Annotated in this window: 16 protein-coding genes and 1 tRNA gene; 10 read left to right on the top strand and 7 right to left on the bottom strand. The window is 46.0% G+C overall.

Annotated features, from left to right (window positions below; genetic code table 11):
• Positions 1–1556: 1556 nt before the first annotated feature.
• Complete coding sequence (locus HMPREF2955_RS02860) at positions 1557–2771, bottom strand: C1 family peptidase (RefSeq protein WP_070720753.1); 1215 nt, start codon at positions 2769–2771, stop codon at positions 1557–1559.
• 269 nt (positions 2772–3040) lie between these two features.
• Entirely contained in the window at positions 3041–4444 is a 1404-nt protein-coding gene (locus tag HMPREF2955_RS02855) for an aminopeptidase P family protein (RefSeq protein WP_070720750.1), read from the bottom strand.
• Between the two features lie 87 nt (positions 4445–4531).
• Between HMPREF2955_RS02855 and HMPREF2955_RS02850 the strand changes: the two genes are divergently transcribed.
• The 4 genes from HMPREF2955_RS02850 to glgP all read left to right on the top strand — a co-directional run bounded on the left by HMPREF2955_RS02850 (position 4532) and on the right by glgP (position 10632).
• On the top strand, positions 4532–5395 hold the full coding sequence (locus HMPREF2955_RS02850; protein ID WP_009229480.1) for a patatin-like phospholipase family protein: 864 nt from the start codon (positions 4532–4534) through the stop codon (positions 5393–5395).
• A 99-nt stretch (positions 5396–5494) separates the two neighbouring features.
• Positions 5495–6136 (top strand): HAD family hydrolase, encoded by a 642-nt coding sequence (locus HMPREF2955_RS02845; protein ID WP_070720746.1) that lies wholly within the window; start codon positions 5495–5497, stop codon positions 6134–6136.
• A 227-nt stretch (positions 6137–6363) separates the two neighbouring features.
• Positions 6364–8031, top strand: coding sequence for a glycogen/starch synthase (locus tag HMPREF2955_RS02840; protein ID WP_070720743.1), 1668 nt, complete (start codon positions 6364–6366; stop codon positions 8029–8031).
• A 39-nt stretch (positions 8032–8070) separates the two neighbouring features.
• Positions 8071–10632, top strand: coding sequence for an alpha-glucan family phosphorylase (glgP, locus tag HMPREF2955_RS02835; protein ID WP_070720740.1), 2562 nt, complete (start codon positions 8071–8073; stop codon positions 10630–10632).
• 539 nt (positions 10633–11171) lie between these two features.
• Here the strand turns inward: glgP and HMPREF2955_RS16115 are convergent.
• Both HMPREF2955_RS16115 and HMPREF2955_RS02825 read right to left on the bottom strand, forming a co-directional pair.
• Positions 11172–11242 (bottom strand) — tRNA-Cys (locus HMPREF2955_RS16115).
• 56 nt (positions 11243–11298) lie between these two features.
• Positions 11299–11490 (bottom strand): FeoB-associated Cys-rich membrane protein, encoded by a 192-nt coding sequence (locus tag HMPREF2955_RS02825; RefSeq protein WP_070720737.1) that lies wholly within the window; start codon positions 11488–11490, stop codon positions 11299–11301.
• A 343-nt stretch (positions 11491–11833) separates the two neighbouring features.
• Here HMPREF2955_RS02825 and yihA point away from each other — a divergent pair, with 343 nt between their 5' ends.
• The 6 genes from yihA (at position 11834) to HMPREF2955_RS02795 (ending at position 19077) form a co-directional block, all read left to right on the top strand.
• Positions 11834–12439 (top strand): ribosome biogenesis GTP-binding protein YihA/YsxC, encoded by a 606-nt coding sequence (gene yihA, locus HMPREF2955_RS02820; protein WP_070720733.1) that lies wholly within the window; start codon positions 11834–11836, stop codon positions 12437–12439.
• Positions 12440–12444: 5 nt separating this feature from the next.
• Positions 12445–14220 carry a ribosomal protection-like ABC-F family protein gene (gene abc-f, locus HMPREF2955_RS02815; protein ID WP_070720731.1) on the top strand — a complete coding sequence of 592 codons (1776 nt, stop codon included), beginning with the start codon at positions 12445–12447 and terminating at the stop codon, positions 14218–14220.
• A 45-nt stretch (positions 14221–14265) separates the two neighbouring features.
• Entirely contained in the window at positions 14266–14772 is a 507-nt protein-coding gene (locus HMPREF2955_RS02810; protein ID WP_070720726.1) for a PH domain-containing protein, read from the top strand.
• A gap of 172 nt (positions 14773–14944) precedes the next feature.
• On the top strand, positions 14945–16609 hold the full coding sequence (locus HMPREF2955_RS02805; protein WP_070720722.1) for an AMP-binding protein: 1665 nt from the start codon (positions 14945–14947) through the stop codon (positions 16607–16609).
• 101 nt (positions 16610–16710) lie between these two features.
• The gene (locus HMPREF2955_RS02800) at positions 16711–18375 is read left to right on the top strand and encodes an AMP-binding protein (RefSeq protein ID WP_070720719.1); all 1665 of its coding nucleotides are present in this window, start codon (positions 16711–16713) and stop codon (positions 18373–18375) included.
• Between the two features lie 159 nt (positions 18376–18534).
• Positions 18535–19077, top strand: a complete 543-nt coding sequence (locus HMPREF2955_RS02795; protein ID WP_070720716.1) for a hypothetical protein — start codon at positions 18535–18537, stop codon at positions 19075–19077.
• 238 nt (positions 19078–19315) lie between these two features.
• Here HMPREF2955_RS02795 and HMPREF2955_RS02790 read toward each other — a convergent pair whose 3' ends face one another.
• The 3 genes from HMPREF2955_RS02790 to HMPREF2955_RS16460 all read right to left on the bottom strand — a co-directional run.
• A complete protein-coding gene (locus HMPREF2955_RS02790; protein WP_070720713.1) occupies positions 19316–20485 on the bottom strand; it encodes a porin in 1170 nt (389 codons plus the stop codon).
• A 23-nt stretch (positions 20486–20508) separates the two neighbouring features.
• Entirely contained in the window at positions 20509–21801 is a 1293-nt protein-coding gene (locus tag HMPREF2955_RS02785) for a histidine-type phosphatase (protein WP_070720710.1), read from the bottom strand.
• 382 nt (positions 21802–22183) lie between these two features.
• Positions 22184–22521 (bottom strand): hypothetical protein (locus HMPREF2955_RS16460; protein WP_210401264.1); only part of this gene is annotated, 338 nt, incomplete at its 5' end.

The following is a 22521-nucleotide window of genomic DNA, read 5'->3' as shown; positions in this document are numbered from 1 at the left end:
TATTGATTTGATTTTATTCCGCCAACGGGTTATTCCTATAAATTGAGAGGAGTTTATTATCTTTTCTTTGTGGTTCAAAACCAAGATAAACACTCCCTTTCAAGTACGAGGTGCTGGATAAAGGTATGAAATATCTGAAATTTTGTTGCATTTGTCTGTGGCTAAATGTGGTTATGCCTCAAAAAACGACCAGGCGGAAGTCATTCAATGCGTTCCCTACAAGCCAGAAAACCGACTGCCGATGGCAGATTACTTCTGCGTTTCCATGATGCTGCCTCCGTTGGCCGTGGGCTGCATGCCCTGCAACCCCACGCGCTGGCGGTTGTAAGCGCACGTGCATTAGGTGTCGTTGAGCACGCGCGTGTACGCAGCGCAATTGTTTTTGTCTAGTTTTTGGTAAGAAATTTAACATTATGAGTGCCATTTTCGTCCACCAACCGCCTATCTTGCAAAAAATCGATTCTCGCGAAGGTTGGTTTTGATGCAAAAAGGGTTAGTGTGTGTATGCAGGCAAAATGAATATTTATTTCAAAGAACCGTCATTTGCACCATTTTCGGGGCTATTTGCTGCAAAATAGAGTGCGTTTTGCCGCTAAATGGAGTGCGTTTTGGTGCTAAATGGAATGCGTTTTGGTGCTAAATGCAAGGTAAAATGGTGCTAAACGCCGTGCAAAATGGTGCAAAACGCAAGCTAAAATGCTGCTAAATGTGTAACGGTGTGCATAAAAATGCACTGCAATGGTATGGACAAAACCTCTTCGAACCATCAAAAACATGGTTCAAAAGGGCAAAATAACCGTTAAAAAGTGGGGTTTTAGGTGCTAAAAGTGGGTATTTGGGCATGAAAAATTATGAGTCAACGACCAATCTAGAAAGGCAAAATGGTGCAAAACACAGGTAGTATTCTTAAAAGTAGACAAATCGAAAGACGTGAAAGGCTAGAAATAGTAGTAATTTGCCCACTTTATAGCCTATATCTTCGCTAGAACGGAGTGAAAAACAGAGTGGAATTGTAAAATAAAAAGTAATAATTTAAGTTTTTGAGTTGATTAGTTTTGGGTTGGTGAGTTTTTGAGTTGATGACTTTGTAAGTTGATGAGTGTGTGAGTTTATAAGTTGGTGAGTTGATAAGTTTTTGAGTTGATGAGCTGATGAGTTTTTGAGTTGATGAGTTTGTAATTTGATGAGTTGTTGTATTCGGAAGTTGTTGGGCTTTCGCGAGTTTATAAGCCCGTGAATTGATTTGTTCTGCACTTTGTATCTGGGAGGAGTGTTTATCTTATGTTGGCATCACAAAGACAACAAACTCCTCTCGATTTATAGAAATGTTAAAAGTCAAGTCGGTTTCGCTCTGTGTAATGAACCGATAGGGGAGATAGTCTGCCTAAAAAACAGATGAGATATTTGCTGTTTGTTTCTTTATGCGGTTCTCCATGCTGCATGCGCCATCTGTTGGCGCACAAAAAGAATCGTCTAGGACGGGCAAGAAGAAAATGTTTCAAGCCCAGCCTAGACGATTGTTTACTTGGAAAGGTAAATGTACCTTTATACTCGAATTACTTCGACAAGCCAATCTTCTGCAACAAGTCGGCAGGAACGGCGTTCTTATTTACCATGAAGTCCATCGTTTTGAGGGCAACGTAAGCCTTGGTCATGTACCAAACGCCCTTATAGTCGCCATACTTACCCCACGAGTTCTTCACCATATAGTATTCTTTTCCGTTTTGGTCCTTAGCAATGCCAAAGATGTGCATGCCGTGGTCGTCGGTTGTTTCCCAGTTGTCGTAAGCCTCTTGGCGAAGTGCTTGTGTGGGAACAAGTTCGGGAACGTTCACGCCAAGCGAGTCGTAGCGGTGTTTCTTCTCGTCTTGCGAAAGCTTAAACCAGCGGTCGGCATCTGTTCCAGCCATCGAACGCACCTTCTTGGCATCGATAGCAATACCCAAACCTTTGCGAGTGAAACCATCTTCGGTAACGTCGCCACCCCAACCAATGGTGTAGCCGTTCATGATGGCATTGTCGATAATGCGGGTAAGGTCTTCGATAGGTACGTTGTAGCTTTGTGCCCAACGCCAGTTGTCTTGCACCTCTACGGCAAATTTGGAGTACCAAGGATGGTGGGTGTAGCTGGTGAAGGTGATATAATCGTCCCAATCAAGGCCTAGACTCTCTGCGAACGATTGCGGCGTGTAGCTCTTTCCTTCGTAAGTGAAGTTTTCAGGGCATTTGCCTAGGTACGCATCGAGAATGCCTTGCAAACCTTTTTTCCATGCAGGAGAAAGTTTCTTGGCCTTGCTTGTAGCAACGGCAGACACATAAGGCGACATCACACTAAAAAACTCGCCGAAGTTGGCCAACGAGTCGCCCGTCATTGTGCCAGGCAAAGCCATTGCTTCTTCGGGAACGATACCGTGTTGCCTGATAACGTGGATGGGGTCGTCAAAGCTGCCGCCTTGTGCGAAGGACACGTCGCCGTGCATTCTAACGGACTTAACAGCACGATCCATGTAGTTTTTGCTCGCGATAAACATTTCGCTGAGGTTGTAGGTCTTACCCGACTTGCGTAGGATTTCGCTCTCGATGAAACTCATCGTGGCGTAGTCCCAGCACGTTCCACTGCGGTTTTGGTCTTTGATACTGGTAATTTTGTTCTCCTTTACCACCGTAAACACGGGTTTGCTCCTAGTAGGGGTGGTTTTTGTCTTAGGAGTCTTAGCGTTCAAACCTGTCGCAGTGAGCGCAACAAGTACAGCGAAGAATACTTTTTTCATTGTTCTGCTTGTTTTTAAATATTTAAATTGTTAATTGAAACCATGTTCTTAACCGCTTTTGCGGTAGGTTTGTTTGTTATGTTGTGGGCATTATAAATGCGGCCATGTTTGTTCGGAGCTGCCACTATTTGCTGTTTGTATGCTTAAAGTTGTGTTGCATAAGCGAAGACATTGGCCTGCCCTTATAAAGAGATGCCGCACACAAGGGCGCACCCCCGTGTGGGCATCCTTTTAGGTGTGTGCCGGCGTTGCTGGCATTTGCGTAGTTCTTACACGCGGTGTTTGGCCATATACTCTTCCACGTCTTTGGGGTGGTAGGGTATGATTTGCTTGCCAAGCATGCGGCAACCATTGTCGGTTATCAGCACATCGTCTTCCAATCTGATGCCGCCGAAGTCTTTGTAAGTTTCGATGAGGTCGAAGTTAAGGAAGTCTTTGCAGTGTCCTTTGGCTCGCCAATCGTCGATAAGGTCGGGAATGAAGTATATTCCTGGTTCATCCGTAACCACGAATCCTTTTTCCAGGCGGCGTGCCATGCGCAGGGCCGAGGTGCCGAATTGGGTAGAAGGCTGTATTTCTTCGTCGTAGCCAACATATTTTTGGTCTAAGGCCTCCATGTCGTGCACATCCATGCCCATCATGTGTCCAAGTCCGTGGGGCAGGAACATGGCATGTGCGCCAGCTGCCAACGCCTCGTCGGTGTCGCCCTTCATTAGTCCCAGCTCTTTCAGGCGTTCGGTCATCATGCGGCAAACACCCATGTGCACATCGTAATACTTTACGCCGGGTTTAGAAAGCTCGAGGGCATGGTCGTGACAGGCTTCAACGATGCTGTATATCTCCAATTGGCGTTGTGTAAACTTGCCGCTGACGGGCATTGTGCGCGTGTTGTCCGAACAATAGTTGTTAATCGTTTCGGCACCACAATCGCACAAGGCCAGCCTGCCTTCTTCTAGGACGGCCATCGAAGGATTGCCGTGCATAATTTCTCCGTGTTGCGAAAAGATTGTCGGGAAACTTACCATTGCACCGTACGAGCCGGCAATTCCGCTGACTTGTCCTGCCACATATTTTTCTGTTACGCCAGGCTTTATCAGTTTCATGGCTGTGGTGTGCATCAGGTAACCAATCTCAGAGGCCCTTTCTAGTTCTTCAATCTCTTGGTCTTCTTTTACCGAACGCATTTTCACCACGGCGTTGATAAGTTGCATAGAGGCAGCATCCTTTTGTTGGTTGGGGTGAATGCCTAGGAGATCGAATATCTGCAACTTGATGTCGTGCCGATAGGGAGGCAAGAAATGTATCTTCCGTTTTTGCTTAATGGCATCGTGGCAAACGGTTTTGAGGTGTTTCATAGGGGCCGAATGCTCTACGCCCACCTGCGCGGCCAAGTCTTTTACACTGTCAACCGACCCATACCACACGATGTCGTCAATGTCGATGTCGTCGCCAATGAGTGTGTCGGCGTTGTTGTCAATGTCGATTACTCCAACAAGTCCATCGCGTTGTACGCCGAAATAGTAGAGGAACGACGAGTCTTGACGGAATGGATAGTATCCATTGTTGGGAAAATTGCATGGTGATTCGTTGTTGCCAAAAATGACAATCACACCACTTTGTACCAACTTTTTAAGTTCGGTACGCCTACGGATGTAAGTTTCCTTGCTGAACATGATAATTAGTTTTAAAACATTTGTACGCAAAGATATGAAAAAATGAGCATGTTTTATTAACTTTGCCCCTAAAATTTAAAGTGTTTTATGCAAATAGGGGCAAATACGGGCTTAGTCCTTGAAGGCGGAGGCATGCGCGGGGTGTTTACCAGCGGTGTTTTAGACGCTTTTATGAAACATGGCTTGCGATTTAATTATGTTGTTGCAGTGTCCGCCGGAGCCTGCAACGGCATGTCGTATATGAGCTGGCAACCAAGAAGGGCAAGACTTTCAAATATCGACTTTCTGGCCCGTTACGATTATTTGGGATTACGCCACTTGGTTACGCAAGGTTGTATATTCGACCAAGACTTGCTGTACGACAAGTTTCCCAATGAGCTATTGCCTTTCGATTACGATGCTTATTTCAGCAATCGAACAACATTCGAAATGGTTACTACCAACTGCTTGACAGGCGGTGCAATGTACCTGACGGAGAAAAACGACAAGCAACGCGCGCTTGATGTGGTTAGGGCATCGAGCAGTTTACCTTTTGTTTGTAAAATTGTAGAGGTAGACGGCATTCCCATGCTTGACGGCGGCATCGTAGACAGCATACCCGTGCAACGAGCTATCGACACAGGACACGACTTTAACGTGGTGGTGATGACACGCAACTATGGGTTTAGGGCTACGGGAAAAGACCATAAGATACCTAATTTTATATATAAGAAGTATCCGCGACTGAGGGTTGCACTAAGCAGAAGGCTTGAAGTGTACAACGCACAGCTGCAATTGGCCGAAGATTTGGAGCGCGAAGGGCGAATAGTTTGTATTCGTCCGCAACGCCCTATGGATGTGGGCAGAATTGAAAAAGACACGAACAAGCTGGAAAAGCTTTACGAAGAGGGGTTTGAAGAGGGCGAAAAATTTATCGCAAACCTAAATGCCGGCATGTATGTTCGCAAGTAAAGAAAGGGTAGGGCAGGCTTTATGGCTTTGTTTGCAATGACATCGCACCAGGCCACGTGTAGGATGATATGATGGATTTTCCTTTAAAACATAGAGAATATGAGTTACAAAAAAGCAGCTCTTTTTGATTTGGATGGTGTTGTTTTCGACACAGAACCACAGTATACAGCGTTTTGGAGCACCGTGTTCGCACGCCATTATCCCAACGAACCCCAATTGGCCACCAGCATTAAAGGACAAACGTTGACATGGATTTACGAGCGTTACTTTGCTGACAAACCCGATTTGCAGAATAAAATAACGGCAGAACTTAACACATTCGAGCGCAATATGCAGTTTGAGTATGTACTTGGTTTTGAGGATTTCATTGCCCAATTGCATCAGCTTAAAGTTAATACGGCCGTTGTTACAAGCAGCAACAAAGAAAAAATGCAGCAGGTTTATGACCAACATCCCAACTTTAAGGCACTTTTCGACCACGTTTTCACGGCCGAAGACTTTGCCAAAAGCAAGCCCGACCCCTATTGCTATCTGCTTGGAGCAAGCTATTTCGGGGTGAGGCCCACCGAGTGTGTGGCTTTCGAAGATAGTACTAGTGGCTTTAAATCTGTTAAGTCGGCTGGTATGCCGCTTGTGGGACTGGCCACTTCAAACCCCGTTGGGGTGATAAATCAATATACTAAGGTGATTATCCCCAACTATCTTCAAGCCAGTTTCACCGACTTGTGCAATCAGTTGTAAGGAGTGTGGCTTGTGTCGGCAGGTTATAGCACCTTGTTATATGCGCATTTTGAACATAAGGGAGGCCGAATACATCCCAGTTGTGGGCTTTCTAACACAAGCCCTAACGTGCATTTGCCCACCCAATCTAAATCAAGTATATACCAACTTTTAGCAAATTAATGAACTATAACTTGGGCGTTGTCTAAAATTTATGCTATCTTTGCAATAATATTTTATATATATAAATGAATAGAAAAAAGCTATTCCCCGACTATATTCTAGAATCAAGTTGGGAAGTATGTAACAAGGTTGGCGGGATTTACACGGTTCTTTCTACACGGGCACGGACTTTACAGACGGCAATGCCCGACAGGATAATCTTCGTAGGGCCGCTCTTGAATGGAGAGAACACAGGTTTTCAGGAAGTGAATAGCCTTTATGCCGATTGGGTAAAGCAAGCTCGGACGGATGGCTTGAACGTTAAGGTGGGCCGTTGGGATGTTCCTGGCTCGCCTGTTGCTGTGTTGGTAGATTTTCAACCCTTCTTTTCGGAGAAAGATAAAATATATACGGAGCTGTGGGAAGACTTCCAAGTGGACAGTTTGCACGGCTATGGAGATTACGACGAGGCGTCGATGTTCTCGTATGCTGCGGCCAAAGTGGTAGAGAGTTTCTGCCGTTACCAAGTGGAAAATAACGAAAAAGTGGTGTATCATGGTAACGAATGGATGGCCGGATTGGGCCTGTTGTACGTAAGAAAGCACCTTCCAGCGGTTGCAACCATATTTACAACCCATGCAACAAGCATCGGACGAAGTATTGCCGGCAACAACAAGCCCCTCTACGAATATCTGTTTGCCTACAACGGAGACCAAATGGCCGACGAATTAAACATGCAAAGCAAGCATTCGATAGAGAAACAAACGGCATGGAACGTTGACTGTTTCACCACCGTTAGCGACATCACGGCCAACGAATGCCGCGAACTACTGGACAAAGAGGTAGATGTGGTGCTGCCAAATGGGTTTGAAGACGACTTTGTTCCGAAGTCTAATGCCTTCACAACCAAGCGAAAACGGGCACGTGCTGAATTGTTACACGTGGCTAATTGTCTTACGGGCGACACCTTCGGCGACGATACACTCATCGTTTCTACTAGTGGACGATACGAATTTAGAAACAAAGGCATCGACGTTTTTATTGATGCCATGAACCGTTTGCGTTTCGACGAACGGCTAAACAAGAAGGTTGTGGCCTTTATAGATGTGCCCGCTTGGGTGGGAAACGCACGCGAAGACCTCGCCGAACGCTTGAAAGCAAAAGCCAATACCACTTTCGACACACCCCTACATTGGCCCATGCTCACCCATTGGTTACATAACATGGACCAAGACAAGGCCTTGTCGATGATGCGTTCGTTGGATTTTGCGAACAACAAGCAGGATAAGGTAAAGATAATTTTCGTTCCTTGCTACCTCAACGGCAACGATGGTATCTTCAATATGCCTTATTACGACCTCATCCTTGGTAACGATCTCTGCGTTTACCCCTCGTATTACGAGCCTTGGGGTTACACGCCTCTCGAAGCTGTGGCTTTCTCCATACCTTGCATTACTACCGATTTGGCTGGGTTTGGCATCTGGGCACAACATGTTTTGGCCGACGAAAAGGCAGAAAACAGCCTTGAAAACGGCGTAAAGGTTGTGCATCGCACCGATTATAACTACCACGAAGTGGCCGATGAGATAAGGGATGCGGTTGCAAACTATGCCTTGTTGACCAAGACACAGGTAGCGAAAGCAAGGGAAAAGGCAAGAAACCTTTCGAAGAAAGCCCTTTGGAAAAAGTTCATCGCCTATTACGAAGACGCTTACGACATGGCGTTGAGAAAAGCGGAAGAACGAACAAAATAATAAGAAGAAACAACATTATTCAATAATTGAACTGAAATTATGAAGATTAAAGCCGATTATTCAAATGATCCGGTATGGAAAGAGCTTTCCATTAAGTCGCGACTGCCGGAAGAACTGAAATGTCTGGACGAGCTTGCACACAACATGTGGTGGGCTTGGAACTATGAGGCACGCAACATGTGGAAGAGCCTCGACGAAACGCTTTACGAAAAAGTGGGACACAACCCCGTGATGTTGCTCGAACGATTGAGCTACGACCGTAAGGAAGAAATCGTGAAGGACAAGGCCCTGATGAAGAAAGTGAAGGACGTGTACGCCATGTTCCGCAAGTATATGGATGTAAAACCCGACAGCAAACGCCCATCGGTGGCTTATTTCAGCATGGAATACGGCATCAACCAAGTGGTTAAAATCTATTCGGGTGGCTTGGGTATGCTCGCCGGCGACTACCTTAAAGAGGCATCAGACAGCAACGTAGACATGTGCGCCGTTGGTTTCTTGTACAGATATGGCTACTTCAAGCAGTCGTTAAGCATGGACGGACAGCAGATTGCCAACTACGACGCACAGAACTTTAACTCACTTCCGCTGGTTAGACAGCTAGACGAGAACGGCAATCCCGTGGTTGTAGACGTTCCTTATAGGAACTACATGGTTCACGCTTACGTGTGGCGCATGAACGTTGGGCGCATTAGCCTATACCTGCTAGACACGGATAACGAGCTGAACTCTGAATACGACCGCCCCATTACGCATGCCCTATATGGCGGCGACAACGAAAACCGCCTGAAACAAGAAATTCTTTTGGGTATGGGTGGTATCTTAACGTTGAAGAAACTGGGTATCAAAAAGCAGATTTATCACTGCAACGAAGGTCATGCCGCGCTCTGCAACCTGCAACGTTTGTGCGATTACGTTGATGGCGGAATGCCTTTCAACGAGGCAATGGAGCTTGTTCGCGCCTCTTCGCTCTACACCGTTCACACGCCCGTACCTGCAGGACACGACTATTTCGATGAGAATTTGTTCGGCAAATACATGGGTGGCTATCCCTCACGTCTGGGTATTTCGTGGGACGAGTTTATCGGTATGGGCCGCGAAAACCCCAACAACCACGACGAACGTTTCTGTATGTCGGTGTTCGCTTGCAACACTTGCCAAGAGGTTAACGGCGTTAGTCGCCTGCACGGATGGGTTAGCCAAAAGATGTTTGCCCCCATTTGGAAAGGCTATTACCCCGAAGAAAACCACGTGGGCTATGTAACCAATGGCGTGCACCTGCCCACTTGGACCGCTACCGAATGGCGTAAGCTTTACGATAAGTACTTCGATCCTTCGTTCATGTCCGACCAAAGCAACGAAAAGATTTGGCATGCCATCTATAATGTAGACGACGAGGAGATTTGGAACACGCGCATGGCGTTGAAAAACAAGCTTGTTCGTTTTATCCGCGAGATGTTTACCGAGACGTGGCTCAAAAACCAAGGCGACCCTTCACGTGTTGTTTCGCTGCTCGAACGCATCAACCCCAACGCATTGATGATTGGTTTCTGCCGTCGTTTTGCCACTTACAAGCGCGCACACTTGCTCTTTACCGACATTGAACGCTTGTCTAAGATTGTTAACGACCCCGAACATCCCGTACTCTTCTTCTTCTCTGGTAAGGCTCACCCCGCCGACGGCGCAGGCCAAGGTCTTATTAAGCGTATTTTCGAGATAAGCCAACGTCCAGAGTTCTTGGGCAAGATTATCTTCTTGGAAGACTACGACATGCAGTTGGCTCGTCGCTTGGTGTCGGGTGTAGACATTTGGATGAACACGCCCACACGTCCCTTGGAGGCATCGGGAACTTCGGGCGAGAAGGCCGAACTAAACGGTGTAGTAAACCTCTCTGTACTCGACGGATGGTGGGTTGAAGGCTACCGCGAAGGCGCAGGATGGGCTTTGGACGAGAAACGCACCTATCAAAACCAAGAGTATCAAGATAAACTCGACGCAGCTACCATCTACGGATTGCTCGAAAACGAGATTATCCCGATGTACTATAAGAAGAACAAGAAAGGTTATAGCGAGAAGTGGATTCATGTTATCAAGAATTCGATTGCCACTATCGCACCTCACTATACGATGAAACGTCAATTGGACGACTACTTCGACAAGTTCTACAACCGTCAGGCAAAGCGTTCTGCCGAACTGTTGGCCAACAACAACGAATTGGCCAAGAAGATTTCGCTGTGGAAAGAGGCCGTTGCCGAACGCTGGGATGGCATCCACGTGGTTTCCAAAGAAACTTCATTCTTGGAGAACGGTGGCGAAACGGGTATGAAATACAAGATAACCTACGTTATCGATGAACAAGGCTTGGACGATGCCGTAGGTTTGGAGCTGGTTTCGCTGAACAACGAACAAAGCGACTCAGAACGTGAAGTGTATAGCACACATCAGTTTAAGATGGTTAAACGCGAGGGCAACCTCTTCACCTTCGAGGCCGAAATAGAGCCTTCTAACGCTGGTACGTACAGAAGTTGTGTGAGGATGTACCCCAAGAACGACCTTCTGCCACATCGCCAAGACTTCGCTTACGTGAAGTGGTTAGACTAAGCTTGATACTTAAAGTGCCCCTAGTGTCACTTTAAACGGTACCGAACAGGTTTTGTACGTTACTTAAAAGGCGTGCAAGACCTGTTTTTGTTGCGATGATTCTAGACTCATAGGCCAAAATACTAAAAGCCAAGACAAATTGATGTGTAACCCAAATCGGTAATTATATAAATCGTTTTCATTTTGCTGAAGAAAACGCTGAACACGCGCAAAGAGTTAGCTCGCCGGTCGTATTTCAAATAATAAAGGAAGAACTTCCTAGAACTTTGCTTTTGAAAATACGTAATAACCGATTCCGGTTTAAGGTTTCCTTTGGAAATTTATTTTGACTTGTGTTTTAAACCAAATCGGACATTTTGTCCTGTGCAGATTTTGTTTGATTGTTGAGCCAATATCACTAATCTTACAACCTGCTATAAATGGCTCAACAAAGCATTACTTCGTTAATAATCTTCCGCTGAGCCTTAATAATGCCAATCGGGTAAATTAAAATCAAAATAAAACGGGAAAGTTCAATGAAGAACTTTCCCATTTTGTTGAGGTACCTGGCAGAGTCGAACTGCCCTACACGGTTTTGCAGACCGTTACCTAACCGATCGGCCAAGGTACCCTTTTGTTAAATGCGATGCAAAGGTATAGATAATTATTCGGAACACCAAATGTTTTCTACATTTTGTGGTCGCAAGTAGGTTTTTTCTTGTCTGGCAGGTCGTTTTCGGGCTGCTGTTCACCCATAGAACAGCCCTTACAGCCCCCACAAGGACTGTTTGCATTGCTAACAGTTTCGTATATTTTATAAGCCGCATAGCCAAAGGCGATGGCTATAATGGCGGCGATGATGATATATTGTACGGTCATATCTGCATGATTTATTTCTCCAAAGTTAGGCTTTTATTCTTAATTCCCCAATGTATATCATATAGTTTTTATCTATCGTTAGTTATAGATGGGTCTATATTGAAGTGCCATTCGATAGCCATTTGATACCTATCTGCACTATGTTTTCTTGCCCGAAAAGCAAGAAAACCAATTGTTTTCACTAACTTTGCAATGAATATGGCAGTTGTTAAGGCTGGCGTCGCGTGCTGATACAATGCCATTTATAGATGTATGGGATACGTCCTTTTGCTGTTTGCATGGGGTAACGCCCCACAAACTATCATCACCCTATATATATATAAGGTACAAAATTACGGAACTTATGGACATCAAGAAGTCGGCTTTCACCCTTTCAGCCCCCTCGATAGGGCTTTGTCCCACAGACAACAAGATAGAGTATGCCTTTATTGGCCGTTCAAACGTGGGCAAGTCGAGCCTCATAAACATGCTTTGCAACCACAAGGGCTTGGCCAAAACGTCGGCCACGCCTGGCAAAACGCTACTTATCAACCATTTTATCATCAACGATTCGTGGTATCTGGTGGACCTTCCTGGCTATGGATTTGCCAAGAGATCTAAAACCGTGCAGCAGAAACTGCAACAAATGATTTCTAGCTACATCCTTCAACGCGAGCAGTTGGTAAACCTCTTTGTGCTAATCGACATCAGACACGAACAGCAAAAGATAGATCGCGAGTTCATTGATTGGCTTGGCGAGAGTGGCGTTCCCTTTACCATCGTGTTTACCAAGGCCGACAAGCTGGGTTTGGTAAAGGCCAAACAGAATGCCGAGAAGTGGATGAAACAGCTGGAAGACTCGTGGGAAGAACTGCCGCCTTACTTCATAACCAGCTCGGAAAAGCGCATCGGACGCGAAGAACTGCTTAACTACATCGATGAAATAAACAAGAAAATAGAGGCCCAATAAAACTTATGGCAAACCCGAAACCTGTGCTAGACGTGCAGAACCTCACCAAGAGATTTGGTGCAAAGGTGCTGTTTGAAAACATTTCGTTCGCTATTGCCGAGGGACAACGCGTAGGACTGATTGCCCAAAACGGGACAGGGAAGTCTACGCTGCTGTCTATACTGATGGGCGAAGAGGGTAAAGACGGTGGCGAGGTTATCTATCGCAACGGCTTACGCGTGGCTTGCTTGGTGCAATCGCCCACGTTCGACCCTAATGAAACCGTGCTTGACGCCTGTTTTAACCACCATGGCGACGAGGAAAAAGTGCTTAAAGCCAAGCAGATACTTACGCAACTGAAAATTGCCGACTTGAACCAGCCGATGGGAGAGCTTAGTGGCGGACAGCAAAAGCGCGTGGCTTTGGCAAACACGCTTATTACCGAACCCGACTTCCTGATACTAGACGAACCCACCAACCACCTTGATTTGGAGATGATTGAATGGTTGGAGGGATTTCTTTCGCGAGGTAACAAAACCTTGCTCATGGTTACACACGACCGATATTTTTTGGACCGCGTGTGCAACTTGATTGTAGAACTAGACAATAACACCATCTACACCTATCAGGGGAACTATGGCTATTACTTGGAAAAGCGGCAAGCACGACTAGACAATGCGCGTGCCGAGGTGCAACATGCCAACAACTTGTATCGGCGCGAACTAGATTGGATGCGCCGACAGCCACAGGCGCGCGGCCATAAGGCAAAGTATCGCGAAGATGCGTTTTACGAATTGGAGGCAAAGGCCAAGCAACGTATTGAAGAAAGGCAAGTGCGCCTTAAAAGCAGCAATGTTTATATTGGCTCTAAAATATTCGAATGCCAGTATGTTTCCAAAGCATGGTCGCCCGAAAAAGTTATCCTTCACGACTTTTACTACAACTTCGCGCGTTTCGAGAAGATGGGTATTGTGGGTAATAACGGTACGGGAAAGTCTACGTTCATCAAGATGTTGCTTGGCGAGGTGCAACCCGATGGCGGACGTTTCGACATTGGCGAAACCGTTCGCTTTGGCTATTTCTCGCAAGAAGGCTTGAAGTTTGACGAACAAAAAAAGGTGATAGACGTTGTTACCGATATTGCCGAATATATTGATTTGGGCAGTGGCCGACACCTTTCGGCATCTCAATTCTTGCAGCATTTTATGTTTTCGCCCGAAGAACAGTATAACTATGTATATAAGTTGAGTGGTGGCGAGAAACGAAAATTGTACCTTTGTACGGTGTTGATGCGCAATCCCAACTTCCTTGTACTAGACGAACCCACAAACGACTTGGACATTAAGACGCTGCAAGTGCTTGAAGAATATTTGCAAGACTTCCCCGGTTGTGTTATCATTGTGAGCCACGACCGCTATTTTATGGATAAGGTGGTAGACCATCTCTTGGTGTTTAAGGGTGGGGGAGAGGTACAAGACTTCCCTGGCAACTATACCCAGTATCGCCAATGGAGTCAATTGTCATCGCAAGCAGAAAGTAAGGCTGCGCCTGTTGAGAAGAAAGAGAAACCTGCCTATCGCAACGAAACCAAGCGCAAGCTAACTTATAAGGAGAAAACGGAGTTCGAACAGTTGGGAAAAGACATTGCCGCGCTTGAATCCGAGCAAGCCGAAATAGAGGCGCAACTTTCTAGCGGCACGTTGTCGGTGGTCGAAATAACGGAGAAAAGCAAACGCTTGCCCGTGCTGAAAGATGAATTGGACGAGAAGAGCATGCGCTGGTTAGAACTAAGCGAGATTTAAACTGCCCACCCTGTACACCCAAATAAAACAAAACGGATAATAAAAATGAATACATTGACATTTCGTTCGCCCTACTCAAAGTTCATACTTGTAACCACCATTATAGGTATGGTGCTTATGCACGGTGCCTTTATGGCCTGCATGGGCGGAATGGTTCGTAGCGATTTCGGTTCGGGCCGTTTCTTCACCTATCTGCTTATCTTCGCCGCTTGTGTCTTTGTGGTGCTCTATGCCTTTTGTATACAGATACGCAAAGTAACGATAGATAATGCTGCACTTGTTATTCATCGACAGATAGGTAAGGTGCGAATACCGCTAAACGTCATCACCAAGGTGGAGACCAAAGACGAAATAGGACTGGACTTGCGCCTTTGGGGCATCTCTTTCTTCTTTGGCCATTATGGTTTGTTTTATAATCGCAGCTTGGGAAGGTATCGGGCATACGTAAAAAACGGCGACCAAATGGTGGTGGTGCATACGCCTAACCGCGTACATGTGTTCAGTTGCGAAAGGCGTGAAGAGCTTATTGCACTGCTGAACGAAAGGAAGTAGGCTTAGCCAGATGCTAAAATGATGTTTGCGCTGCTGTTTCCATCGAAACAGAAAACACAGATCAAACGAGTTGCGGCAGAAGAATTTACTAGATTAAACCACAAATTGCACATAAGTTTTGGGAATGTGCAAACAACGTTGTATCTTTGCACAAGATTAAGAAATATGTGCAATGAAACAAATACCCAGCTTTAATGCCTATATCGAGAAGAGCATCAAGGACCATTGGGACCTTAATGCCCTTACCGACTATAAAGGGAAAACGCTACAATACCACGATGTGGCACGCAAAATAGAGAAGTTACACATACTGTTCGAAAGTGGCGGCATCGTGAAAGGCGACAAGATTGCACTTTGCGGACGAAATAGTGCGCATTGGGCAGTGGCTTATCTAGCCATTATCACTTACGGCGCGGTAGTTGTTCCTGTGCAAAGCGAGTTTACGCCCGAACAGATTTACAACATTGTTAACCACTCGGAGTCGAAGTTGCTCTTTGTGGGCGATGTTGTTGCGCCATACCTAACGATGGAACCGACGCCTAACATCGAGGCCATTGTTTACCTTCCCGATTTCTCGTTGCGCCAGTGCAAGTCGGAAAAGCTGTCGTTTGCGCGCGAACATCTTAATGAATTGTTCGGTAACAAATATCCCAAGTTCTTCCGTAAGGAGCATGTGGCTTACCATTGTGACCACGCCGAAGAGCTGGCCATCATCAATTACACCAGTGGAACAACGGGTTTTTCTAAGGGTGTGATGTTGCCATATAGGGCGTTGTGGGGTAATCTCGACTTCGTGATGCACGAGTTGGCACCGCACGTGCCAGCAGGTAGCAACATATTGAGCATATTGCCTATGGCGCACATGTATGGGCAGATGTTCGAGTTTTTATTGGCTTTCTGCGTTGGAGCGCACAACCACTTCCTTACCCGTCAACCTTCGCCCTCGCTCATCGTTGAAGCTATGGCCGAAGTAAAGCCCGCTATCGTTTCGGCAGTGCCGCTGATGGTAGACAAGATTATACGTAAGAAGATATTTCCGCAGGTGCAAAACAACCGCATTAAGTTGCTGACTAGCATGCCGGTGATAGGTAAGAAGGTGAAAAGCAGCCTTTGCCAGATGGTTCGCGACCTCTTCGGAGGAAACGTTTACGAAGTGATTGTGGGCGGTGCTAGTCTTAATAAGGAGATAGAAGACTTTCTTACAGATATTGGTTTCCCCATCACGGTGGTGTATGGCACCACCGAAACCGCACCAGTATTAACCTTTACCGACCAAAGTCAGTTTGCCGCAGGTTCGTGCGGCATGCCTGTTCGACACGTTGAGGTAAAAATTGCGAGCAACGACCCACTAAATGTTCCAGGCGAAATAGTGGCGCGGGGCATCAATGTGATGCAGGGTTACTATAAAAACGAGGAGGCAACGAGGCTAGTATTGGACAAAGACGGATGGTATCACACGGGCGACTTGGCTACGATGAGCCCCGATGGACACATCTATATACGCGGGCGCATTAAGAATATGCTGCTGGGTTCGAATGGACAGAACGTGTTTCCGGAGGAAATTGAGGATAAACTCAACTCGATGACCTTGGTTAACGAGAGTCTTGTGGTACAAAAGGGCGATAAACTAGTGGGTTTGGTGTACCCCGAAATGGAAGAAGTTGCATCACTTGACCTCTCGCCCGAAGAGTTGGAGGCCATTATGGAGCAGAACCGACACGAGTTGAACACCATCTTGCCCACTTACTGCAAGCTGTCGGCCATTAAGTTGCACGACACAGAGTTTGAGAAAACCCCCAAGCGTAGCATAAAACGCTACCTTTACCAAAACGTGTGATGCGGACTCCTTTTTATATTTATAATAAAGAACGATAAACAGAGAATAGCGGTTAAAGGTTAGCACCAAAACCAAGTATAACGATTAAAAGCAAACAAGATATGGAAAAGATACCTAGCTTTAATGCCTGCGTTCAGAAGAGCATCATAGACCATTGGGACCTTGATGCGCTGACCGACTTCAAAGGGCAAACGCTACAATACCATGATGTGGCGCGTAAAATAGAGAAATTGCACATTCTCTTCGAAAACAGCGGGGTAGTAAAGGGCGACAAGATTGCCCTTGCAGGGCGCAATAGCGCTAACTGGGCGGTGGCCTTTTTGGCAACGCTCACCTATGGAGCGGTGGCCGTACCCGTGCTACACGAGTTTACCGCCGACCAAATGCACAACATCGTGAACCACTCGGAGGCTAAGTTGCTCTTTGTGGGCGATGTGGTGGCCACTACGATAGACGCCACCAAGATGCCTGCACTTGAAGGTATCATCTACATTCCCGACTATTCGTTGGTACTTTCGCGTACGGATAAGCTTACTTATGCTCGCGAACACCTTAATGAGATGTTTGGAAAGAAGTACCCTAAGTACTTCCGTAAAGAGCATGTGAACTATTATATAGAGGAGAACCCCAACGAACTGGCGCTTATCAACTACACAAGCGGCACTACTGGTTTTTCTAAAGGTGTGATGATTCCCTACCGCGCACTGTGGAGCAACTTAGACTTCGCCATTGGCGTGCTAGGTTCGCACGTGTCGCCTGGTGCGCATATCATCAGCATTTTGCCTATGGCCCACATGTACGGAATGGCGTTCGAGTTTATTTTCGAGTTCTGTTGTGGCTGTCACATTTATTATCTCAATCGCATACCTAGTCCTGCAATCATCGCACAAGCGTTCGCAGAGATTAAGCCCAAGGTGATTATCGCCGTGCCGTTGGTTATCGAAAAGATTATTAGGAAACGTGTTTTCCCGAAAATTCAGAACAACAAGATGCGCTTGTTGCTCAATATGCCTGTGATAAACAAGAAGATAAACCAAAAGATTAAAGAGCAAGTGGCGGCGGCTTTTGGTGGCGAATTCTATGAAATCATCATCGGTGGAGCTGCGTTCAACCGCGAAGTTGAGGCTTTCCTCACACGCATCGACCTGCCCTTTACCGTTGGTTATGGCGCAACCGAATGTGCACCCATCATCACTTATGCAGATTATAAGGACTTTGTTCCCACATCGTGCGGCAAAGCTGTGGTCCACATGGAGGTGAAGATAGACAGTAGCGACCCACAAAACGTACCTGGCGAAATCTTAGCACGTGGTTTGAACGTGATGTTGGGCTACTACAAGAATGAAGAAGCAACACGCGAAACGCTTGATAAGGATGGTTGGTACCACACAGGCGACCTCGGATTGATGGATGCCGAAGGTAATGTGTTCATCAAAGGCCGTTCTAAAAATATGCTGCTTGGGTCGAATGGACAAAACATTTACCCAGAGGAAATTGAAGACAAGCTCAATTCGATGACGATGGTTACTGAAAGTGTGGTGGTACAAGACGGCGACAAGCTTGTCGGCCTAGTGTTTCCCGACTTTGATGAAGCTAAAAACTTGGGATTGAACAACGACGACCTTGTGAACCTGATGGAACAGAACCGTCAACAACTAAACGCGATATTGCCTGCGTATAGTAAGTTGTCAAGTATTGAAATCCATGCTGAAGAATTTGAGAAAACGCCTAAGAAGAGTATCAAACGCTTTAAGTATCAAAGATAAGGCGAAAGAACGCTGTACTTACAGCGAACGCCCGATTGTTAATATCAATCGGGCGTTCGTTGTAAGTGGGTGATGTTTTAGCATCCAAGGAGTACTACGCAGGAGGAAATACGAAATGACCATGAGAATTGTACCAATCTCTCTAAGCTTGAACCTTATATGAAGACACCCCGTAGTGCCGAGAGTGAATTCTTCAAGTCTGTTGCAGGAAATGTGCCTTGGTTTGGCAAAGATAAGTGGAGAAGAAAGTACTGTGAGGGGCCAATTGTGTATCGTGGAGTTGTAGCGGCACAATCAGAACTGTACAAACCTGGCCATAAAGGAGAGGAGGCTTACCATGCGATTACCATCGTTGCCGTAGACAAAGCGCATCAATGCAACGAAGCGTGGATGCAACGCGTGATTAAGCAATTGCAAGATATGCAAGCGGGAAAAGTTGCTATCCCATCTGATTGTGCTGAACTTGTGGATGTGATGAATGAGGTGGACAACGATGGGGATTGGCGAAGTGGAATGCTTGGTATGAGCATTGCCGAAGGAGCGGAGGCTCATTATCGCAAAGATGTACTTTACCGTAAGGATCTGCCAAATGGTTTCTTGCCTACCAATGGCATTATTCCGCAGGTTTGTACAAACGCTCCCGTTAAGAAATCTCATTCGCCTTTGACGGCTAATATCCCTATTCAATTCTATATGGATTAATTCTGTAAGTAGAGCGGATAATAATAAGAGAGGTGCACAAGCTGTGTAACCTCTCTTGTTATTTTGTCGTTTGCTATGCGCGATGTATTGTTTGTCGATGGAATTTAAACCTTTGTATTTGTTTAAGCCTGCTAATGAAAAAACGATACGCCAGCTGCCATTATACGGTAGCTGGCGTAATCTAGCTTAGTTGCACGAGAAGCGTGCTTTGTATGTTTCTGATTTTAAAACTACGTAATTAGAACATATACTGAACACGCATCTGTACGACATTCACAACCTTAGCAGTGGGTTGATTCCATGTGTGCGAATGTATGTAATGATAGTTCAGGCGCAAGGTGACATACTTGTTCCAAAAGAATGAAAGACCAGCACTAAGGTCGGACATGCGACCAGCCTTGGCCATGCCAGCTATTGGAGCATCGGCCAATGCTTTTGCATCCTTCAAGTTCAGATACCCAAAGCCTAACATCAATTCAAGGTTCTTGTCGGCAGGATTGTCAACGCCAGAGCACGCATAGTTATACTTGTAGTCTGCCGGGTTGATGATGATGCCACGTGCCGAAACGTAGAAACCATCTGTATTGTAGCTTTTGTTTTCGTCGCGGCTTATATGCGACCAATAGTATTGGCTGCTAAGTTGGTAGTTGTGCCAAATGCCTTGGAACTCGGCTGTGAACTTGTTTTCCCATCGTGCATCAGTAATGTCAATAGCCGTGGCAGTACGCTTGTCTACTGCTGTTAGGTACTTCTTGTCGTATTTTATGTGGGCATGTTCGCCTTCCTTTACGGCCTCTGCCTTAACGTGCATGCCACTGAAACCAACATGGAAACCGCCTGCATCGGTCATGATGGGGCGATAGACAAACCTTCCAGAAACCGTGTAGCCCTGTGGACCAGACTTATCCGTGCTGGTTGTTAGGGCCGAGTTGTCTGCAAATGCACCATATTGGAGCCACAGGTTGTGGTTGGCAATGGTGTGCATCACACCAATGCGACGTCCCGGCTGGTAGATGTTGCCTTCAGGCTCGTCCATATACTCTTTCTTTGCCGAGCTATAAGCCGACGAAAGTCCGAATGGTGCAGTGTAGTGACCGGCACGCAAGAAGTTGTTCTCGTTGAAACTGTATTGTAAGTACACATCTTTCAAGGACACCTTATTGTTGGAGTATGAAACATCTCCACGGAAATACCACTTGCCGTAGGTGGCTTTTAAGCCAACGCGCATGTCCCTCATGCCAACACCCTCGTTCATCTTGCCGTCTTCGCTCTTTGCTTGGGCGTTTTGGGTGTAAGTTGCTGCATCAAAGAGGGCGCGCCCCGTAACCTTAATTTCTAGCTTTTCTTGTGCACTTGCGGCCCCCATGTAAAGGCAGGCAGCAAATGCGAGCAATAGTTTCTTCTTCATGTTTCTTAAATCTAAGGAGCCTTTTAAAGCTTGTCCTCAATCTTGTCGTAGGCACGAATGGCCTTCATAAATCTTCCCTCTACATCTTTAAGCAGATACAGTCCGTCTGCATTTTTCTGCAATCCTTTCAATGAAAGCGAGAAAATCTGTGGGGGATTGTCGAGACTAAGCATCGCAATGTACCGTAACTGTTCGGTCGACTGGTAGGTAAGGTTGATGTCGCAATACATTTTTCCGTCTTTTCCTTCAAACTTTTCGACAACAAGCTTGCAGCCAATGGGCGTTTTCTTCTCAATCGAATTGGGTAGGTCGTATGGTTCAACTTCCAAAGCGGCCGTTACTGATGCAATGTTAGAGTCGTGACCACAGAGGAAAGCCAGCTTGCGGTCTTTATCCATTAGTTCGTCGCGCATGTAGACGAGAAGTGGATGGGCCACATTGACAGCGACTACGGGTGCTGTGAAGAGCACGTCGCCGTAAACGTCCTTAATCTTGGAAATCTTTGTCCAATCGTCGAGGGTGATGTCGTGTCCGAAGGCAGCTTTCTTGGCATCTGGTTCTTCATAGAATTGCAGGATAAGCGCATCCGAGCAGGTAGTGGCATCTTTCAATGAACCTTTCATGCGTGGTTCATCACCTTTGTCGAGAATAAGCTGAGTGTTGTAGTTGTCGAAAGCGCACAAATTCTTTTCCTTGCATGCAGGCGAATCCTTCAAGTCGAGAACCTTGGCTGTAATTTCGTAGCTTTCCTTCAAACCTTCATTAATACCTACGATACCTTTCTTTCCACCCATGGCGGCAATCTCTTTCATGGCTTGTGCCCTGAACGACTTGCTAGACTTGGTAAGTTGTGGGAAGAAGATGGGGTCCATCTTGCTTGGCACGAAACGGTGGTTTACAGGAACGTCGGCCACAGGGAAAAGTGCCGTTGTAAAATAATTGGCTGTTGCAATACAACGCTGCATACTGTTAGCGTAAACGATTACCTCGTTGCGGGATGGTGTGGCGTTCTCTTTGAAAAGACCAGCATCTACTGACCATTTGCGGAAATAGAGGCCGAACTGATTTTCCAATGCGCCCCCACGAGTTGTTAGTTCGCTGGCTCCTGCTGTCCATTTGAACCAAGGATGCGTAGTAACTTGTTCCAACAAACTTCCCTTTGTAGAAAGTGGTGCACGTATGTTGTGCCTACTAAGGATAACAGCCTCTTTAAGGGTGTACTTATCCCTGAATGCTTGCGAACGCTGCTTTTGTGCAAAGATACTTGTTGGCACAAATGCAAAAAGCAGGCCAACTAAAAGAATGTTTCTGTTCATAATTAATACAATTTAGCTATCCGTATGATTGTTAATTTAATGCTCTTATTCCCTGGTTCATTGTAGGCTCACCAATACAAGGCTGTGTTTTAACAAAAATGTTCGGCGAATGATTCTTGAAAGAGATTTTACAATTAGCGGCGTGGGGTTGGTCTCCATATTGAAGTTGCCCTGGCTTTTAATGTTTCTATAAATTGAGAGGAGTTCATTGTCTTTGTGCAGTTAAGCCAAGATAAACGCCCCGCTCATGTATTACTGGGCAAAGATACGATAAAATCTGAAATTCTGACTCATTTGTTTGTGACAAAACGTGGTTGGGAATCAAAATGTGACCTTGCAGAAGTCATTCCATACATTTCTCTACAAGTTTGAAAACTGGCAGTCAATGGTAAATAACTTCTGCTTTTCCTCGATGCTGCCTCCGTTCGCCAAGAGCTGCATCCCTGCAACCGCCACGTTGGCGGCAGCAAGCGTATGTGTTTTCCGTGCCATTTTCCTCTGCGCGTTGTATGCGGCATAATCTTCTTTGTCTAGTTTTCAGTAAGAAATTTAACATTATTAGTGCCCTTTCTGCCAACCAATCTCCAACCTCGCCGCAAAAAAACGATTCTCGCGAAGGTTTGTTTTGATGCAAAAAGGGGTTAGTTGTGCATGCAGGCAAAATGAATATATATTTAAACAGACGACCACCAACACCCGTTTTTGGGTGATTTGCAGCAA

Origin of the sequence: Prevotella sp. HMSC073D09 (genome assembly GCF_001814145.1) — a bacterium.
Taxonomy (GTDB): Bacteria; Bacteroidota; Bacteroidia; order Bacteroidales; family Bacteroidaceae; genus Prevotella; species Prevotella conceptionensis.
This window is presented reverse-complemented; position numbering and strand designations above follow the sequence as displayed.

Coding starts and splice junctions, on each gene's coding strand:
- HMPREF2955_RS02845 (WP_070720746.1), top strand. CDS start 5,495: ATGAGTTACAAAAAAGCAGCTCTTTTTGATTTGGATGGTGTTGTTTTC.
- HMPREF2955_RS02810 (WP_070720726.1), top strand. CDS start 14,266: ATGAATACATTGACATTTCGTTCGCCCTACTCAAAGTTCATACTTGTA.
- HMPREF2955_RS02855 (WP_070720750.1), bottom strand. CDS start 4,444: ATGTTCAGCAAGGAAACTTACATCCGTAGGCGTACCGAACTTAAAAAG.
- glgP (WP_070720740.1), top strand. CDS start 8,071: ATGAAGATTAAAGCCGATTATTCAAATGATCCGGTATGGAAAGAGCTT.
- HMPREF2955_RS02800 (WP_070720719.1), top strand. CDS start 16,711: ATGGAAAAGATACCTAGCTTTAATGCCTGCGTTCAGAAGAGCATCATA.
- HMPREF2955_RS02850 (WP_009229480.1), top strand. CDS start 4,532: ATGCAAATAGGGGCAAATACGGGCTTAGTCCTTGAAGGCGGAGGCATG.
- HMPREF2955_RS02840 (WP_070720743.1), top strand. CDS start 6,364: ATGAATAGAAAAAAGCTATTCCCCGACTATATTCTAGAATCAAGTTGG.
- abc-f (WP_070720731.1), top strand. CDS start 12,445: ATGGCAAACCCGAAACCTGTGCTAGACGTGCAGAACCTCACCAAGAGA.
- yihA (WP_070720733.1), top strand. CDS start 11,834: ATGGACATCAAGAAGTCGGCTTTCACCCTTTCAGCCCCCTCGATAGGG.
- HMPREF2955_RS02860 (WP_070720753.1), bottom strand. CDS start 2,771: ATGAAAAAAGTATTCTTCGCTGTACTTGTTGCGCTCACTGCGACAGGT.
- HMPREF2955_RS02825 (WP_070720737.1), bottom strand. CDS start 11,490: ATGACCGTACAATATATCATCATCGCCGCCATTATAGCCATCGCCTTT.
- HMPREF2955_RS02805 (WP_070720722.1), top strand. CDS start 14,945: ATGAAACAAATACCCAGCTTTAATGCCTATATCGAGAAGAGCATCAAG.
- HMPREF2955_RS02785 (WP_070720710.1), bottom strand. CDS start 21,801: ATGAACAGAAACATTCTTTTAGTTGGCCTGCTTTTTGCATTTGTGCCA.
- HMPREF2955_RS02790 (WP_070720713.1), bottom strand. CDS start 20,485: ATGAAGAAGAAACTATTGCTCGCATTTGCTGCCTGCCTTTACATGGGG.
- HMPREF2955_RS02795 (WP_070720716.1), top strand. CDS start 18,535: ATGAAGACACCCCGTAGTGCCGAGAGTGAATTCTTCAAGTCTGTTGCA.